Raw genomic sequence first — 249 nt, 5'->3', positions numbered from 1 at the left:
TGCCGGTGTTCGCCCCGGTGGTGTTCCGGGCGCCGGTGACTGCGGTGGAGCAGGTGGTGGCGGGGGTGTTCGCGGAGGTGTTGGGGGTGGAGCGGGTGGGGCTCGACGACGATTTCTTCGCATTGGGAGGCAACTCGTTGCTGGCGACGCAGCTGGTGTCGCGGGTGGGTGCGGCGATCGATGCGCGGGTGCCGGTGCGGGAGGTGTTCGAGGCCTCGACGGTGGGAGCGCTGGCGGCGCGGGCGGCCG

The 249-nt window shown here is 72.7% G+C and carries 1 protein-coding gene; it reads left to right on the top strand.

What is annotated here, in order from left to right:
• The coding region (locus tag IU459_RS38225; protein ID WP_195134385.1) for a phosphopantetheine-binding protein at nt 1–249 on the top strand (249 nt) is incomplete at both ends.

The sequence above is a fragment of the Nocardia amamiensis genome, assembly GCF_015477605.1.
In the GTDB taxonomy this organism is placed as follows: Bacteria; Actinomycetota; Actinomycetes; order Mycobacteriales; family Mycobacteriaceae; genus Nocardia; species Nocardia amamiensis_A.
Note: the sequence above shows the minus strand (reverse complement) of the source record. Positions and strands in the feature narration are given on the sequence as shown.